This is a genomic window from Amycolatopsis eburnea, from assembly GCF_003937945.1.
Classification (GTDB): domain Bacteria; phylum Actinomycetota; class Actinomycetes; order Mycobacteriales; family Pseudonocardiaceae; genus Amycolatopsis; species Amycolatopsis eburnea.
Map to the genome: position 1 here is coordinate 64266 of NZ_RSEC01000048.1, position 16126 is coordinate 80391.

A 16126-nucleotide genomic window follows, 5' to 3' on the forward strand; every position below is an offset into this window, starting at 1 on the left:
TCCACTAATCCAGGGGAACCTGCAATATGTTGGACGTGGTCGGCGCTAAAGAGGGTCCTCATCCCACGTCCCACCTCACACCTCACACCAAGGGCACCAGCTGGGCGGTAGGCGCCTGATGCTGCCTCTTGCGGATTTCGATCAGGCTCGGTCCGTGAGATCCTTCAAGAGTGAGCACGATCCAGCTTGAGGCAGCTTCCGATCATGTACGGCAGCTCGCATACGAGAGCCAGCCAGTCAAGGCCGTGCTCGAGTTGATCTGGAACGGCCTGGATGCCGACGCGCACCACGTCAACGTCACTCTCCAGCGCGACGACATGGAGGCCGTGATCGGCGTCGTCGTGGAGGACGATGGGCATGGCATCAAGCCCGAGGAGTGTGCTCGGGACTTTGGACGCATCGGCGGCTCGTGGAAGCCACTGGCGCGGCGATCTCAAGGAGAGGGACGACCGCTTCACGGCGCCTCTGGCCAGGGCAGGCTCCGAGCCTTCGCGCTTGGAGCGCAAGTGCGCTGGATCACTGCCGCGGATAACACTGCAGGTCAGCGCATGCAGAGCGTGATCTCCGCCAGCTATACCGATCGGAGCACATTCGATCTTTCGGACCCCCTGCCCACGAGCGAGCCGACCGGCACCCGGTTCGAGGCATCTGGCAAGCAGTCGTCGTACCTCAACCAGCTATCCGCCGAAGTTGTGCCCGCTACCATCGCCGCGGCTCTGGCTCCCTACCTGATCGCCCATCAGGATGTCGCAGTTACCTTTGACGGCATCCCGGTGCGGCCGCAAGACAACATCGATAACGAGGCTGAGTACGAACTGAGCTTCGAGCACGGCGGCGCGCCCCACGCCGCGTCGATGCGAATCATCGAGTGGCGCGACGGCAAGGAGCGGTCACTCCACCTGTGCGACGGCGCCGGTGTCCCGGTAGACGAACTGCCTATGTCGATCGCGTCCGACTTCACCTACTCGGCGTACGTCATGTGGCCGCCGATGGCCGAACACCGGCACGAGTGGCTCCTGGGGGACAGCGACGAAACGCTGGTCGGCGCCCTCCTGGCAGCTGCGCGAGGCCAACTTGATGATCACTTCGAGGCTCGTCGGGCGGCCCAACGCCGAAAGCTCGTCGTCGAGTGGAAAGAGAAGCAGACCTACCCCTACGAGGGTGATGCCACTTCCGACGTCGACAAGGCCGAACGTGCCGCGTTCGACGTCGTGGCCACGGCGATTCGCCGGCACATCCCGCGCGAGGCGCGTAAACAGAAACTCACCCTCGGCCTGCTCCGTGACTCTCTGCAGCACCGGCCAGGCGAACTAACACGAGCGCTGGACGAGATCCTTGGGCTCCCGAACGACGAACGCGAGCAGCTCGACCGGCTATTGGAGCGCACAAGCCTGTCTCGGGTGATCCGCGCATCAGCCAGCGTCACGGACCGCTTGGACTTCATCGCAGCGCTCGAGCACCTGGTGTTCGATCCGGAAGCCAGCAAGCTGACCCGTGAGCGTGAGCACCTCCACCGCATGCTCGAGCGGGAGCTCTGGGTCTTCGGCGAGCAGTACAACATGATGATCAGCGAACGGTCGTTGACCGCAGTGCTTGATCGGCACCTACATATCCTCGGTCGCACCCGGGACAACAAGACGGCCGTGCGCAAGCTCGACGGCAAGGTCGGCCGAGTGGATCTGCTCTTGTCGGCCGCGGCAACCGAGCACGACCGCAACCGGCACCTAGTTATCGAGCTGAAGGCGCCTGACATCGTTGCAACCTGGGCTGAGCTTAAGCAGATCAAGGACTATGCCAAGGCGGTATACCAGGACGCGCGCTTCGCGAACACGGCAGCGGTCTGGGACTTTTGGTTGGTAACCGCCGAGATGGACGACGATGTACAGCAGGAAACATCGCAACGACATCGTCCCCGCGGCCTCGTTCACGAGCCCGATCTGCCCGATCGACGTGATACCTCGGTTCGGGTGTGGGTGCGAACTTGGAATGAGATCATTGAGGATGCAAAGCACCGCTTGTCGTACTTCAGGAACGGCCTGGATCACGACCCATCGCTCGAACACGCGCTGGATTACCTCCGTCGCCAACATGGTGACGTGATCCCACTCGATCTTCTGTCTGGAAGCGAGGGCGCATAACAGGCTGCTACCGATTCCTCGCGGCGGGCGACGGTGCTGGCAACCAGACGGCGCCGAAGGACGGACGACCCACGTAACCGCCCCGCCGTTCTTGGCGACTTACCTGTATCGCCGCAACTGGAAGGTGCCTGATGCAACTCAAGGCCACATGGCGGGCACTCACCGTGACGTACGCCGTCGTCGCCGGAATGCAGGTCTACCTGGCCATCTCGATGGACGCCGGCTGGGCGTCGGTGCTGGGAGCCGTCTTCACGCTCGCTGCGGTTGGCTCCGGCTTCGCGGCGAGGCGATCTCGCCACCTTCCAGCCGAGGCGGGACTCCCTCGACCCGCGTCTCCGGTGATCGCAGTGGCAGGCGGGAACACGTAACACGGTCAACTTCCGAAGCGACGTCAGGTCCAGGCACTGACGCTGAGGGAAGGGGTGCCGTGCGGGTCGATGCCAGCGAATTGCCCGTTGCTAGTAACTACGCGTCCCAGCACGAGCTGCTGGACCTTCACGTGCTTGGTAACGGCCGGACAGCTGCGGTCGACGCGCTCACGCGGTACTTCAACGAGGACGCCGCCCGGCCTCGCTACACGGGCCGCTGGTTCGAACGGTTCGCCGGCGGCGGCGACCGGCCGGGCATCGCCGACACCGTTACCGAAGCCGACGTCCTGGCGCTCAACTTCCTAGGTATCACGGACCTAGCGAACGTCGCCATCGACACGACGATCACCTACACGGCCGAGATCACCGAACTGCTCGAGCAGATTCCTGCCAACCTCGCGATGTACGAGGCGCCCTGGACCACGTACGCGCCCGGTTCGCCAACCAGCAGGTTGTGGTGGCTGTTCAAGCGCTGCGGCGGCAAGGACCGGTGGGTCACGGCCAACAAGCTGCTGGCTCGGAAGCGCCCCTGTCTGCTGCCGGTCTACGACAGCCAGGTCAAAGCCGTACTCGAGGCGCCCGGAAGCGTCTGGGCTTGCCTGTGGACCTGGTTCCAGGCCGACTCACGACGAGCCGAGGCCATCGCCAAGCTGCGCGACCATGCCGGCGGCATCCAGGACATCAGCTTGCTGCGCTGCGTCGACGTCGTCCTCTGGATGCACGCGACCGGACGCACGACCTAGCCGCCTTCGACGAACGGAGCGCGGACATGACCGCTGCCACCGGGCCTGGCAACGCCGAACAGGTTGCCATCTTCATCGACTTCGAGAACTTGGCGATCGGCGCCGCCAACAGCCTCCCTGACCAGGCCAATCCGGTGCCGTACGCCGCGCTCGAGCTGGTCTACCGCGACTACAGCAACGCCTCGATCCGCCGCGCCTACGCTGACTGGGCGAAATCGCAGTTCGGCAAGTACCAGCACGACCTCCTCATGAATAGCGTCGATCTGGTCCAGATCCAGCAGTTCGGCATCCAGCAGAAGTACGCCACGGCGAGTGGCGAGAGCTCCCGAGACCAGAGCCAGACGGCTTCAGTGGACGTTCGTCCACGCACGCCGAGTTTCAGCAACCGGCGCCTTCCGAGCTGCGTGCTGCGAACTAACGGTCGCCGTCAGCGTTGCCGAGATGGGCTCGAACCGAAGGGCAAGCCCGAGAGCACAGTACACGTCGGCTGTCCCCGCGGTGCCCTCGCGTTGCCCTGCGCGTGGTAGGCCAGCCAGCTGGTTCGTCGCAATCCACTGATCAACCCGCTGCAAGACGGCATCCTCACGGAGGTAGACCGTGGCTGGATGGTCGGCCAGCCTCGCTCGGGTCGGCAGCGTCCGAGCGAGGCAGCGATAGTAAATGCGACCGCCGTTGACGGAACCCCCCATTTTGCGGCCACAGAGCGCGCAGCGGATCAGCCCCCGGAAGCGATACTGGTGCACCGTACGGCGCGCGGCGCGTTCGATCATGCTGCCGCCGCGAGCCTTGGCGCGGCGCAGCAGTTGAACTTGGGTGAAGTCTGCTACCGAGACGATGCCTGGGTGTGCGGGTCGCTCCGAGCGCACGACATCGCCTGGATCGGCTCGCCGGAATCGAACGGCATGGCCGGCGGCCACGTCATCGGGATCGAGCAGGACATCGTGCTTGGTCCAGCGGCCGAACACGGCGTAGCCGGTGTAGCGGGGGTTCTCGAGGATTGCGCGAACGGTGCTGGCCTGCCAACCGTCGCCCCGTCGGTGTCGGTTCTGTACCGGACACCGAGCAGATGGACACGGGATCCCGTCGCGGTTCAGGGCTATCGCGATCTCGCGGTCCGTGCAGCTCTCCAGGTATTCAGCGAAGACTCGCGCCACTACCGCCGCTGCGTCCGGGTCGAGCTGCAGTACCCGGAGCCGGAGCCCTTCGGCGGCTTTGCGCGGATGCGGGTGCGGGCCGCCGTCGACGACGACGTAGCCGTAGGGGGCGCGGCCGCCCTGATGCCGGCCTTCGTTGCGGACCTGTGCGTCCATCGCCGCGCGTACCCGCAGCTGGACGTGCCGACGCTCGGACTCGCTCATCCCGCCGAGCAGACTCATCAGCATCGCGTGCGATGGGTTCCGTGCCTCGTACCGCCCACCCAGCTCGGGCACCCACAGGTCAACGCCGTAGGCCGCCAGTCTCGGCGCGGTCAGAGAGAACTGGTTGCCGAACCAGCACCGTGTCCCTTCGCCGACCACCACAGCTGCCCACCCGCGGCCACGGTCTTTGAGGTCAAGTAGGAGCTGCGCGGCGGCCGGCCGCAGGTGCCACGGCACCGAGCGGGACTCGCCGACGTCGAAGTACTCAGCAACGATCCTTCCGCCCCGCGGTTCGATGAACCGCCGGGCGTTGCCCAGCTGCCAGCCTCGCGAGGTCTGCGGATCCTGGTTGTCCTCCGTGGAGCATCGGCCGTAGAACGCAGTGGCATCCACGGTCGCATCAACTGGCTTCACCGCTCCCTTGCTCCACAACGCGTCCAGGGCAGCCCACGGATCGTGCTCAACGCTGCTGGTCACGGCCGCCTCCGATCCGCGCGGCAGTCTGACTCGCGCTCGCCGCCGGCCTCAGATGATCAGTGTCGCCCCGCGGGAACGACGCAGACGCGATGTTCACTCCGACGAGTGGCCGTCACGCGGAGGGCACCTCTGCGAACGGTCGTGGCCGCCCAGGTGCGAAACTGGGCGAAACGCGACGAATCAAGGAGCGCGACGTGGTCTCTGACGCCCTCGAAAGACCGGTCCCGGCGTCGGTCGGACGAGGCCAGCCGATACTCAGCCTGCTGGACAAGGCCATCGGCGCGCAGGCACCGCTGGTCGGCAAGAACATCGTGCGGGCGCGCCAGCGCAACCCAGAGGCGACACCGGCGGAGGTCGTCCGCACCCTGGAGAAGATGTACGTCAGCGCCCTGGCATCAACGGGGGCCGCAGTCGGGGCCACCGCGGCCGCGCCTGCTGTCGGCACCGGGATCGCGCTGGCGTTGTCGGCGGGCGAGTTCTTCTCCTCGCTCGAACTGAGCACCCTGTTCGTGCTCTCCCTCGCCGAGGTCCATGGAGTCCAGCCGGACGAGATCGAACGCCGCCGCACGCTCGTCATGGGGATTCTGCTCGGCGAGTCCGGTTCCACAACTATCGGCAAAATCGCCGAGCGCACCGGTAAGCACTGGGCCCGTCAGCTCGTCGACAAAGTGCCTGCGGCCACGCTGCTCAAGGTCAACAAGGTCCTCGGCAAGAACTTTGTCACCAAGTACGGCGCTAAGCACGGGATCATAGTACTCGGCCGGGTGGTCCCGTTCGGTATCGGCGCGGCGATCGGCGGCGGTGCCAACGCCACCATGGCCGCTTTGTCCGTCCGGGCCGCCAGGCGCGCGTTCGGCCCGGCACCGCAGGAGTGGCCCGAGGCATCGCTGGATCCCGTGCTTCCGATGCTGGATTCCTAGTTCGCTCCTCCCGATCAGTTCTTCTAACCGGAACTGAGCTGGCCATACCCGGGTCAGCCAAGCCGGGTCCTCAACAGCGTCGATGTCATCGACAGTTGCTCCGTAGAGCGAGTGATGTCTGGAGCTGCGCCTGGACGCTGGGTCGACGCACGTACAGGCCGCCGAGCGGCTGGACGAGCCACAGTCCTTCGTCAGTAGGTACGAGACCGGCGAGCGGCGGAGCTACGCCGGGCCGGTCGCCTGGAGGACGATCACGTCTTCGTGCGTGATCAAGTGGAGCGGCAGCCCGGCGTCGCGCTGTTTGCGGATGAAGTCGCGTTGGAAGAAGCTGCCGCGCGCGACCAACTCGTTCTCCGCAACCCGGGCTAACAGTGCGACGCACCGCTCAACTGGCACCAACCCGGCTGCGACACCGCAGGAGATGACCTGGGAGGGCAGGTCGATCAGCTCGGCGTGCTCGCGCCACGGCCGGACCGTGATAGCGACGTAGCCACCTGGGCGCAGGACGCGCGCGCACGCGGTGAGGATGCGGGTGAATCCGGCCAGCAGGCGGTGGTGGCCGATGTTGGCGAGGTTGCCGCGGTCGAGTGCGTTGCCGTAGCGGTAGTGGTGCTTGCGGACTTTGCCGTCCTCCGTTTCGCTGCCAGTCGAGACCTGGCCGTGCACCGACGGACCGTACGGCGGTGACGTCACCACCAGCGCGACCTGGCCGGCGTACTCGGCGGGCAGCAGAGTCTCAAGCTGGCGGGCGTCGCCGCGGACGACCTGGCCGTCGTGGTCGTGACCGCGCTTGCGAGCGAGGCGCAGGTTCGCGCGGGCGATGCTTGCCCAGTGCGGCTCATACTCGACGCCGACAGCGCGACGGCCGAGGTCGATCGCCTCGACCAGCGTGGTGCCGATTCCGCACATCGGGTCCAGCACCACCTCGCCCGGCTTCGTGTAGTGCTCGATGGCGTGCGCGGCGACGGCAGGCAGCATCTTGGCCGGGTGGGCGGTCGACTCCGGCACGTACCGGCCTTTGCGCTGCGCGGCCGGCGAGGTCTGCGCGGTCGCCCACACCGACACCGGCAGCTCACCGAAGTCCGTCGGCGCGTCGGCGGGCGGGGTGGTGTCGAGGGCGTCGATGAACGCCCGGGACAGCGGCATGGTCGGCTCATTGGCCGTTGACGACGTGATGTTCGGCGGTGTGGTGGTCATGGCGGTGCCCGTGCCTTTCGGTCGGCTGGTCATCGGAGGTCTTCCGGCTGCGCGGCGTCGGCGTGGGCCTGTGCGAAGACGAGGACGTCGCCGTGCGCCCGCGCGTGCGTCATCGGCGCGGCGAGTTCTCGGCCGCCGAGCGCGAGGGCAGTTCGATCCGTCGCGGTCGGCGTCTGTAGGCGACCGTTCCGGATCGGAGTGTGGAGGGTGACGATGTGCTGGAGGTAGAGCAGGTCGGCGTTTTGCGCGGCGGCGATCATCGGGCCTGACGGGTCGGTGAGGCGGCCGCTCGACCAGTCGCTGTGGGTATAGACCGCGAGGATGCCGCCGAACGCGAGCGCCCGCGCTGCTGCTATTGCCACCGCCTCGACCGAGCCGTCAGTTCCGCGTTCCGGCGGTAGCGACGTGATGACCAAGTCGACTCGGTCGTCGGCCGGCAACCACGCCGACGCCGCCTCGCCGCTGATGGGCACCTCGATTGCGGTCAGCAGTTCGAGCTTCGTGATCGCCGGGTGGCGCCCAAGCGTGTGCATAGCGTCGAGCGCTGCGTCCAGTTCGCCAGCGCCGGTGGCGCGGCTCGGGGCCTCCTCAGCGGTCGGCCATGGTGCGAGCAGGACCTGAGCGCCGGGTGCCGAGAAGCTGGTCGTGATGGTTTCGATGATCTGCACCGGCCAGGCGGCTGCCGGGTCGATCGGGTAGGGCCCGGCTGTCCACACCGTCGGCGGAATCGGCGCGAGTTCGCGGCTGGTGGCCGATCGCTTCGGGGAGCGGCGAGTGCGAGCGCTCGAGCCGACGGGATCCGGAGCGCCCGGGTACGGGATGCCGTTGACGGGCCGGGTGCGTTGCGGGCGGGTCGAGTCGTCTCGATGGGACGGCCGGTTGGCCGAAGACGGCGGGCGTCGAGTCACAAGCGGAACCTCCAGGGCGGGCCACCGACCGATCGAGTCGGGTGGCTTTCTGCGCGGTCGCCGACTAACTCCGGCAACGAGGTCCGCAAGAGACACCATCACGCCGAGTCCGCGTCTTCCGTCCGGCGGCCGAACCTTCGCGAGCGAAGTCCGAGCTGGTCGGCTGCCAGACCGCTTCTGCGATTTCGAGATCGCGGTGCAGGCGTGAAACGGCTTTAAAGCGACATTGTCACGCCTCTGACCTGGGCTTGAAGCGGTTTTGAGGCGCCCCGGCGGGCTTCCTGACGACGTCACCTTCCGCTCGCTCAGGAGTGCCGCCATGCACCAGCCCTCGTCACCAAAACACCCCGCAACCAGTCCGACGACGCGTCCGCGTGGCGAGCCCGGCGTGTTCGACACCGCCCGCACCGCCTTCGCCTGGCTGGTCACCGGACCACACCCGGTCGCCCTCGACGGCCGCCAAATCTCCGGGCTACCGCCACGGCTGGTACCGCTGGACGAAGTCGGACGGCTGACCGTCACGAAAGGATGTCCACAGCAGACCCGGGACGCGGTGTGGACAGCACTCGTGACGAGGTCGCGTGCTGAGGGTGGCACGTGGACGGTCGCGTGCGTCGGGCTGGCACTGCCGGTGCTGATACCAGTCGCGGCCACGCTGACCAACCGGTTCCGCGGCGAGGTCCACGACATCCACGCCGCGGTGCTGACCGGCTTCCTCGAAGCCTTGGTCGACGTCGACCTCACCCGGCCGGCCATCCTCGTCCGGCTGCGTTGGGCCGCCTACCGCGCCGGCCACCGCGCCCTGCGGGAGGCGCTCGACGCCGCGGCCCCGGTCGCCGACCCCGGCGCACGCGCGCCCGGGCCGGAGCACGCCGGCGGACACCCCGATTTCGTTCTGCTCACCGCCGTCGACGCCGGTGTCCTGACCGCCACCGACGCCGCGCTGATCGGCGACACGCGTTTCGGCGAGCTGTCGCTGGCCGAGGCGGCGCAGGCCCGCGGCCAGACATACAAGGCGACGCAGCAGGCCCGGCACCGCGCCGAACGCAAGCTCGCCGCATACCTGAGCGCCCTGAGCGACAGCGACGCGGCAACGCGTCCGAAGAGGCGGCGCACTGTCGCCCGCGGCCCCGAGAAGACGCGGCGTCCGGTGTCTCCCCGGCCGCCGAAATCCGGAGTTGGTGACCGCGGGACGCGAGTGCCCGCCCGCCCTCGCCCATCCCGGTCCACGTCGGAACCGGGCGCCGTTCAGGAGGCGTCCTCATGCGACTGATCACCCACCGCCCCGGTCACCGCACACCCACCCGCCGGCCACCGAACCGGCACAACCACCCCGCGACAGTCCGAGTTTCAGCTCACACGACGGGCTACCGCCAGCTCGATTCTGTGCCGATAGCTCCGATCTCTCCGGCGCGATCGCCTCGTCGCCCGGTCATCGTTCTCGGCTGCACGCTGGCCATCGCCGCGCTGCTGCTCGGGGGTTCCGCGGCGCACGCGGAGACCGTGCAGTACGTCGCGCTCGCCCAGTCCGTCGATCAGGTCCTGTCGAATATCCGCTCGTGGATCATGGGCATTCTCGCCGGCGTCGCGCTCGTGTTCCTGACCATCGGCGGGCTCCGCTACCTGATGGCGTCCAACGACCCCGGCGAGATTGAAAAGGCGAAGGGCGCGTTCAAGGCCGCCGGGATCGGGTTTGGTCTCGCCGCCCTCGCGCCGCTCGTCGTCGAGATCCTCAAGACGATCGTCGGCGGGGTGTAGACGATGCCCGCCCGCACCTCACGCCGCATGGTCACACCGGGACACGCAGTTCGGTCGCGTCGCCGCCGCTCGTTCTGGCTCGTCGCCTTGGCAGCATTACTCGTGGCCGTGCTCGGCGGCGTCGCGTCCGCAGCCGCCGCCGGCCCACGACACACCGGCGCCGACCAGCTCGCTTCGGCACAGCCGCCGTTGCCGCTGCCGCCCAACCCGGGGTGCGAGCCAGGTTCTGCGGAACCGGCCTGCCATCTTCCGAGCACGAGCTCGGCCCCGTCGATTCCGGCGAGCCCAGTGCCGCCGATCACCGCGCTGCCTACTCCGCCGTCGTGCTTCCCGGGCTCATTGGATCCCAGCTGCGCGCCGGCCACCAGCTCGCCGTGTCAGGGCCCGAACTGCATCCCGCAGCCGTCCACGCTCGTGCCGAGCACGCCACCGTCGGCCTCGGTGCCGGACGGCGCCGGCGGCGACGCCGCGGAATGCGGCCTGACCGACCTCACCGGCTGCATGGTCGTCGCCGCCAGCGCACTGCTCGCCGCGGTCGTCGCCGCGGGGATGAACCCGCTGCTGGACCTGCTCGGCAAGACGCTGCTCACCACCCCGGAGCCGGATCAGCTGCCCGGCCTCGGCGCCGTGTGGGTCGGCTCGTGGCACATCCTGCTCACCGCCTACGTGATCCTCGTGCTGCTGGCCGGGCTGATCATCATGGGCTACCAGACGCTGCAGGCCCGCTACACCGTCAAGGAACTCGCTCCGCGACTCGTCGTGGGTTTTCTCGCCGGGACGCTGTCGCTGTTCTTGATGACCAAGGGAATCCAGGTCGCCAACGCGCTCTCGGCCGCCGTGCTCGGCGAAGGTGCCGATCAGGCGCAGATGACGCGCAGCTTGATCACGATGGTGCAGGGCTCCCTGCACGGCGGCGGCATCTTCCTCGGGATCCTCGGGCTGGTCGTGGTGGCCATGCTGCTGGTCCTGCTGGTGGTCTTCGTCGTGCGGGTGACGGTGACGATCCTGCTGGTCGCCGCCGCGCCGATCGCGCTGATGTTCCACGCCCTCCCCCACACCGAAGGCATCGCCTACCTCTGGTGGAAAGGCTCCGGCGGCGTGCTGCTCATCCAGGTCGGTCAATCGTTGACGCTCGTGGTCACCGTGCGGGTGTTCTTCGCACCCGGCGGGTTCACCATCTTCGGGCCGTCGCTGTCGTCGCTGATGAACCTGCTGCTGTGCATCGCGCTGATGTACGTGCTCATCAAAATCCCGTTCTGGTTCCTCGCCCCGCTCCGCTCCGGCCGCCCCTCCCTGCTCGGCCGGATCGCGCGCGGCGTCATCGCCTACAAGACGATGGGCCTGCTCTCCGGCGCAGCAGCCGGCCGCGCCACCTCACGGGCTCGCGTCAGCGGACCGAGCGCGCCGCCGGATCCGCCGGCGACACGGTCCGGACAGTTCATGCTGCCGATGAAACTGCGCCGCTCCACCAGCTCGCGCCTAAACCCGCGCCGAGGGTGGGACGAACTCCCTCGCGTCGGCGCGCTCGACGGAACGCCGGGGCCGGGTCAGCTGTCGTTGTTCACGACGCGCACCGGTGACTCGACGGTCCGGACCAACCCGCGCGCGCTGCCGCTGAAGGACCTGCCGAACGCGCTGCCCGCCGACCAGCTCGGGTTGCCGATCACCGTGCGCCGCGACCCAGACCGGACCCCGCGACGCACGCTCGCCGACGACCTCGCCGCGCCCACGCCCACCGCTCGGCCAGCGCGGCAGCCGGGCCTGCTGACGCCGGACGGGCGGATCAGCCGCAACGCGCGCCCGCCGGCGAAGCTGCCGAACGCGCTGATCGCGCCGAGCGCGGGCATGCTGCCGATCCACCTCCCGCCGCAAACACCGCGGCCCGCGCGACGCAGCCTCGCCGACGAGCTCAGCGATCCCGGCAGGACCAACCGCGTACCGCAGACCGGGCCCGGCCTGATCACGCCCTCCGGTCAGATCAACCGTGCGGCCCGCGCCCACCGTCGTCCTGCGCCCGATGCCTTCGGCGGGAACCGGTCACTCGCGTCCGGGCAGTACCCGCTCCCCCTCGGTCTCCGCCGCCAGCCGAAACCCGAATCGCCAGCAGCACCGGCACCAGTGCGCAGGCGCACCGGGAACCAGCTGCCCCTGCCGCTGAATCTGCCGCCGCGGCGTCGTCCGAAGAAGTGAGGTAGCGAGGTCATGTCCCGTCCTGTGCGCATTCCCGCCGACGTCGACCGCCCCGATCGCGTGCTCGGCCCGCTCACCGCGCGGCAGCTGACGATCCTCGGCGTCACCGGCCTGCTGCTCTACGCCCTCTACGGCGCCACCCGCAGCGTCCTGCCGCTGCCGCTGTTCCTGCTCGTCGCGGTCCCCGTCGGGCTCGCAATCACGGTGGTCGCGCTCGGCCGCCGGGACGGAGTCCCGCTCGACCGGCTGCTGGTGGCCGCGGTCCGTCAGCGCTGCGCCCCGCGCCGCCGGGTCTCCGCGCCGGAGGGGATCGGGCCGGTGCCGGCCTGGCTGGCCGCCGAGTCCGAGGAGGACGACGTGGCGCCGACGCCGCTGGAGCTGCCCGCACGCGGGGTCGACGACGGGGTGAATGCCGGCGTCGTCGACCTCGGCGACGACGGTCTCGCCGTGATCGCCGCGTGCTCGACGGTCAACTTCTCGCTGCGCACGCCCGCCGAACAGGAAGCGCTCGTCAGCTCGTTCGCGCGCTACCTGCACTCGCTGACCGCGCCCGTGCAGTTCCTCGTGCGCGCCGAACGACTCGACCTCGCCCCGCAGATCGCCCAGCTGCGCGACCGCGCCCGCGGACTCCCCCACCCAGCACTGGAAGCCGCCGCGCTCGACCACGCGGACTACCTCGCCCAGCTCGGCCAGCACGCCGACTTACTGCGACGCCAAGTGCTGCTCGTTCTCCGCGAACCGACGCGTCCAGCCGTTGTCGACAGCGTCAGCTCGACGCTGGGACTCCTCCGGCGCCGATCCGCGGCACCCGCGGCTGACGGGCCGGCGCGGCAGGCAGCCGAGCAGCGTCTTGTCCGGCGGCTCAATGAGGCGGTCGAGCTACTGACCGCGGCCGGGATCGTCGTCACCGCGCTGGACGCCGCGACCGCGACCGGAGTGCTGGCTGCGGCGTGCAATCCCGACACCTTCCTCCCGCCCTCGGCCGCGCTGGCCGGTGCCGGCGACATCGTGACCGCCGCCCCTATCACCGACCTCTACGACGACTACGAAGGACGGTGAACACGATGACCCGCACCCGGCAACCCGGCTCGGCAGCGGCGACGTTCACGCCGGACTCGCTGTCGATCGGCGCACGGCATCTCGAGGTCGGCAACGAATGGGTCGCCTCCTTCGGCGTCACCGGCTACCCGCAGGAGGTCTACCCCGGCTGGCTCGCCCCGCTGCTGACCTACCCCGCCCGCCTCGACGTCTCCGTCCACATCCAGCCCGTCGACCCGGTCACCGCCGCCAACGGCCTGAAGAAACAGCGCGCTCGCCTCGAGTCCTCCCGACGCCACCACGCCCGCCACGACCAGCTCGACGACCCCGACCTCGACGCCGCAGCCGACGACGCCGCCGACCTCTCCCGCCGGATCGCCCGCGGCGAAGGCCGGCTGTTCAAGTTCGGCCTCTACCTGACCATCCACGCCCCCGACGAGCAAGCGCTCGCCGAGGAGGTGTCGGCCCTGCGGTCGCTGTGCGCGTCCCTGCTGCTGGACGCAAAACCCGCCACCTACCGGTCGCTGCAAGGCTGGGTCACCACGCTGCCGCTCGGGCTGGACTCCCTCGGTCTGAAACGGACGTTCGACACTGCCGCCGCGTCCGCGGCGTTTCCTTTCACATCACCGGACCTGCCTGCCGTGGATCCGACGTCGACCTCGCCCAGTGGCGTGCTCTACGGCTACAACGTCGGCTCCCAAGGCCTGGTCCACTGGGACCGCTTCGCCTGCGACAACCACAACTCTGTCGTCCTCGGCCGATCCGGCTCCGGCAAGTCCTACATGGTCAAACTCGAAACCCTGCGCAGCCTGTACAGGGACATCCAGGCATTCGTCATCGACCCCGAAGACGAATACGCCCGCCTCGCCGACCAGGTCGGCGGCGCCTACGTCCACCTCGGCGCCGGCGGCGTCCGGCTCAACCCCTTCGACCTGCCCATCCACACCACCGCCACCGGACGGCGCACCGCGCCGCAGGACGCCCTGAACCGCCGCGCCCTGTTCCTGCACACCGTGCTCGCCGTGTGCCTCGGCGCCGAGCTGACCGCCGGCGAACGCGCCGTCCTCGACACCGCCCTCATCACCACCTACGCCACCGCCGGCATCACCACCGACCCCAGCACCTGGACCCGACCAGCCCCGTTGATGCGGGACCTGCGCGACGTCCTCGCAGCTGCCGGCGATGCCGTCGCCGCGGACCTCGCCGCTCGGCTGCACCCGTTCGTCGACGGCGCCTTCGCCGACCTGTTCTCCGGCCCCACGACCACCACCCCCGACGGCCACCTCGTCGTGTTCTCCATGCGGGACCTGCCCGACGAGCTCAAGGCAATCGGCACCCTGCTGACCCTCGACGCGGTCTGGCGGCGGGTGTCCAACCCGGCCGACCGGCGCCGGCGGCTGGTGGTCGTCGACGAGGCGTGGCTGCTGATGCAGTCCCCGGAGGGGGCGAAGTTCCTGCACCGGATGGCAAAGACATTCCGCAAGCACTGGGCCGGGCTCACCGTCGCCAGCCAGGACATCGAGGACTTCCTGCGCAGCGAGCTCGGCCGCGCGATCGTGGCCAACTCCGCGACCAGCGTGCTGCTGCGCCAGTCCCCGCAGGCGATCGACCAGATCGCGGCCACCTTCAACCTCTCCGAAGGGCAGCGCCAGTTCCTGCTCACCGCCGACCGCGGTCAAGGCCTGCTCGGCTCCGGCACCGAGTGGGTCGCCTTCCAGGCGCTCGCGTCACCGACAGAGAACATCCTCGTCACCACGGACCCGGCTGAACTCGCATCCTTCGCCGCTGCCGATCATGACGGCGCTGAACCGGCTGGTTCCAGCGCTTATATCGAACTGGACGACGGCTCATGACCAGGCGGATACGGTCCACCTGCACGGCAGCCTGGAACGGTGCAGCGCGTACGAGCCTTCGCCCGTCCGCTTGGCTTGTGGGCTTCCCACATAGCGTCCATATCGATCTCGTTGATCGCGGTCCGCATCGCGGTGAATGCGTTGTCGGAATACCTGCGTTGCTTGACTGCACCCAGCTCGAAGAGGTGGCTGTACGGGCCATCCTCGTCGAGACCGAGGTGCCGACGCAATGCTGTGCTGCGGACGGGCGTGAGGCCCAGCGCCGCGGCCAGTGCTGTCGGCGAGCGGTGGTACTTCTTGAGCAGGTCGACTTCACGAATTCCCGCAGCCGGCACACTTTCATCGGTGACGAACCGCACCGGCGCGCCCTGCTTCTTGGTGAAGTGCACGGTGAGTGTCAGTCCTGCACCGTCAACCGCCGTTGCCACCTCTTCGAGCTTGGGGAAGACGTCGCCGCGGGTTTCACCGCCTCGAATCCCTCGTTCTACCCGCTCGACATCCTTGTGCGAAACGCTCGTATCCGGTTCAACGTGGGCTTCCATCGCCAGCAGCGTCCGAATTCGTGCGCGCGCTTCGTGCCCCGCCCGCCGTCCCGGCTGAAGCAAAGCCTTGATCTGGCTGAACTCCTCGTCGAGCACGATCGCCAGATCGCGCGGGGGGTCGACGGACACCGGCAGGACCCTCGCGGGCAGGTGTGTGGCCAGGTTCTCGGAGAAGACGCGCTGCAGGAGATCGTCGAACAGCGTCACGCCAGCTCGAACGTGCAGGTAGAGGAGCTGCTCGGACACGACGTTGAACCAGTGCTGCTCGTCGTCACGCATGGCATCGATTGCGCGGATCGTGCCCGCATCAGCGTCGGCGAGCTTGATGATGTCGTTGCCGGTCGACAGGCGAATGCATTTGTCGATGCCGATCGAGCGTCCGCTCTCGCGATCAAAGACGTTCTTCTCGCCTGTGTGGACGAGTGCTGCCTTCAGCAGCATCTCGAAGCCGTGCTGCAGATGGAGAAGCACACGGGTTACGCGACCGAGGTCGTGCGGCGAGTTGAAGGCTTCGACGGCACAGGTCAGCGAAGCGACAGCCTTCCCCTTCAAGATGCGGCTTTCTTGCTTGAGCACGGCTGCGCGTCCTCCTTTCCAGCTTCCTCCTCTTTTGTATCCCGATCGTCAAGCTGATTC

General features: G+C 68.4%; 13 protein-coding genes and 1 pseudogene. 10 read left to right on the top strand and 4 right to left on the bottom strand.

Annotated elements, in window-relative coordinates:
* The first annotated feature begins 170 nt into the window (after nucleotides 1-170).
* The 4 genes and pseudogenes from EIY87_RS21795 to EIY87_RS49260 form a co-directional block, all read left to right on the top strand.
* Nucleotides 171-2138 (top strand): ATP-binding protein, encoded by a 1968-nt coding sequence (locus tag EIY87_RS21795; protein WP_125311126.1) that lies wholly within the window; start codon nucleotides 171-173, stop codon nucleotides 2136-2138.
* A 131-nt stretch (nucleotides 2139-2269) separates the two neighbouring features.
* Complete coding sequence (locus tag EIY87_RS21800) at nucleotides 2270-2506, top strand: hypothetical protein (protein ID WP_125311128.1); 237 nt, start codon at nucleotides 2270-2272, stop codon at nucleotides 2504-2506.
* 59 nt (nucleotides 2507-2565) lie between these two features.
* Nucleotides 2566-3249: a DUF6308 family protein gene (locus tag EIY87_RS21805; protein ID WP_125311130.1), complete on the top strand. Its 684-nt coding sequence runs from the start codon at nucleotides 2566-2568 to the stop codon at nucleotides 3247-3249.
* A 26-nt stretch (nucleotides 3250-3275) separates the two neighbouring features.
* Nucleotides 3276-3503, top strand: a pseudogene (locus EIY87_RS49260) (hypothetical protein); the annotation flags it as partial.
* A 93-nt stretch (nucleotides 3504-3596) separates the two neighbouring features.
* Here EIY87_RS49260 and EIY87_RS21815 read toward each other — a convergent pair.
* The gene (locus tag EIY87_RS21815) at nucleotides 3597-5084 is read right to left on the bottom strand and encodes a recombinase family protein (protein WP_125311134.1); all 1488 of its coding nucleotides are present in this window, start codon (nucleotides 5082-5084) and stop codon (nucleotides 3597-3599) included.
* Nucleotides 5085-5278: 194 nt separating this feature from the next.
* Between EIY87_RS21815 and EIY87_RS21820 the strand changes: the two genes are divergently transcribed.
* Nucleotides 5279-6004 carry a hypothetical protein gene (locus tag EIY87_RS21820; protein ID WP_125311136.1) on the top strand — a complete coding sequence of 242 codons (726 nt, stop codon included), beginning with the start codon at nucleotides 5279-5281 and terminating at the stop codon, nucleotides 6002-6004.
* Between the two features lie 222 nt (nucleotides 6005-6226).
* On the opposite strand, the gene EIY87_RS21830 is transcribed toward EIY87_RS21820, so the two are convergent.
* Nucleotides 6227-7150 carry a TRM11 family SAM-dependent methyltransferase gene (locus EIY87_RS21830; protein ID WP_404800084.1) on the bottom strand — a complete coding sequence of 308 codons (924 nt, stop codon included), beginning with the start codon at nucleotides 7148-7150 and terminating at the stop codon, nucleotides 6227-6229.
* A gap of 80 nt (nucleotides 7151-7230) precedes the next feature.
* Nucleotides 7231-7869 (bottom strand): hypothetical protein, encoded by a 639-nt coding sequence (locus tag EIY87_RS21835; protein WP_125311140.1) that lies wholly within the window; start codon nucleotides 7867-7869, stop codon nucleotides 7231-7233.
* Between the two features lie 628 nt (nucleotides 7870-8497).
* Between EIY87_RS21835 and EIY87_RS21840 the strand changes: the two genes are divergently transcribed.
* The 5 genes from EIY87_RS21840 to EIY87_RS21860 all read left to right on the top strand — a co-directional run bounded on the left by EIY87_RS21840 (nucleotide 8498) and on the right by EIY87_RS21860 (nucleotide 14948).
* Nucleotides 8498-9382 (top strand): sigma-70 family RNA polymerase sigma factor, encoded by an 885-nt coding sequence (locus EIY87_RS21840; protein WP_125311142.1) that lies wholly within the window; start codon nucleotides 8498-8500, stop codon nucleotides 9380-9382.
* Nucleotides 9383-9543: 161 nt separating this feature from the next.
* Nucleotides 9544-9867 carry a pilin gene (locus EIY87_RS21845; protein ID WP_125311740.1) on the top strand — a complete coding sequence of 108 codons (324 nt, stop codon included), beginning with the start codon at nucleotides 9544-9546 and terminating at the stop codon, nucleotides 9865-9867.
* A 3-nt stretch (nucleotides 9868-9870) separates the two neighbouring features.
* Nucleotides 9871-12057, top strand: coding sequence for a hypothetical protein (locus EIY87_RS21850; protein WP_225439973.1), 2187 nt, complete (start codon nucleotides 9871-9873; stop codon nucleotides 12055-12057).
* A 12-nt stretch (nucleotides 12058-12069) separates the two neighbouring features.
* Nucleotides 12070-13116: a PrgI family protein gene (locus EIY87_RS21855; protein WP_125311144.1), complete on the top strand. Its 1047-nt coding sequence runs from the start codon at nucleotides 12070-12072 to the stop codon at nucleotides 13114-13116.
* Nucleotides 13117-13121: 5 nt separating this feature from the next.
* Nucleotides 13122-14948: a VirB4 family type IV secretion system protein gene (locus EIY87_RS21860; protein ID WP_225439974.1), complete on the top strand. Its 1827-nt coding sequence runs from the start codon at nucleotides 13122-13124 to the stop codon at nucleotides 14946-14948.
* On the opposite strand, the gene EIY87_RS21865 is transcribed toward EIY87_RS21860, so the two are convergent.
* Nucleotides 14921-16066 carry a DUF3644 domain-containing protein gene (locus tag EIY87_RS21865; protein WP_191984213.1) on the bottom strand — a complete coding sequence of 382 codons (1146 nt, stop codon included), beginning with the start codon at nucleotides 16064-16066 and terminating at the stop codon, nucleotides 14921-14923. The two genes, EIY87_RS21860 and EIY87_RS21865, sit on opposite strands and share 28 nt — an antisense overlap.
* Between the last annotated feature and the right edge of the window lie 60 nt (nucleotides 16067-16126).

Bases quoted from the DNA above. Each gene is read 5' to 3' on its own strand.
- EIY87_RS21830 (WP_404800084.1), bottom strand. From the start codon at position 7,150: ATGCCGCTGTCCCGGGCGTTCATCGACGCCCTCGACACCACCCCGCCC.
- EIY87_RS21800 (WP_125311128.1), top strand. From the start codon at position 2,270: ATGCAACTCAAGGCCACATGGCGGGCACTCACCGTGACGTACGCCGTC.
- EIY87_RS21860 (WP_225439974.1), top strand. From the start codon at position 13,122: ATGACCCGCACCCGGCAACCCGGCTCGGCAGCGGCGACGTTCACGCCG.
- EIY87_RS21855 (WP_125311144.1), top strand. From the start codon at position 12,070: ATGTCCCGTCCTGTGCGCATTCCCGCCGACGTCGACCGCCCCGATCGC.
- EIY87_RS21850 (WP_225439973.1), top strand. From the start codon at position 9,871: ATGCCCGCCCGCACCTCACGCCGCATGGTCACACCGGGACACGCAGTT.